1 tRNA gene is annotated in these 201 nt (G+C 52.7%); it reads right to left on the bottom strand.

Going from position 1 to position 201, the window contains the following annotated elements:
* Nucleotides 1-2: 2 nt before the first annotated feature.
* Nucleotides 3-77: transfer RNA gene (locus tag ACP3VS_RS24640), tRNA-Met, on the bottom strand.
* Between the last annotated feature and the right edge of the window lie 124 nt (nt 78-201).

The raw sequence follows: 201 nt of genomic DNA, 5'->3' as shown, positions 1-201 counted from the left end.
TTTGGTTGCGGGGGCCGGATTTGAACCAACGACCTTCGGGTTATGAGCCCGACGAGCTACCACTGCTCCACCCCGCGATAATCATATTGTCTTTTCGAGTTTTTAAAGCACCATTCATTCATAGAAACTGGAGGAGGTAGAGGGATTCGAACCCCCGCGCGGTGTTACCCGCCTGTCGGTTTTCAAGACCGATCCCTTCAG

Origin of the sequence: Lysinibacillus sp. VIII_CA, from assembly GCF_049943995.1 — a bacterium.
Classification (GTDB): Bacteria; Bacillota; Bacilli; order Bacillales_A; family Planococcaceae; genus Lysinibacillus; species Lysinibacillus pinottii.
The sequence above is the reverse complement of the archived record's forward strand: the minus strand, read 5'-3'. Positions and strand labels throughout refer to the sequence as shown.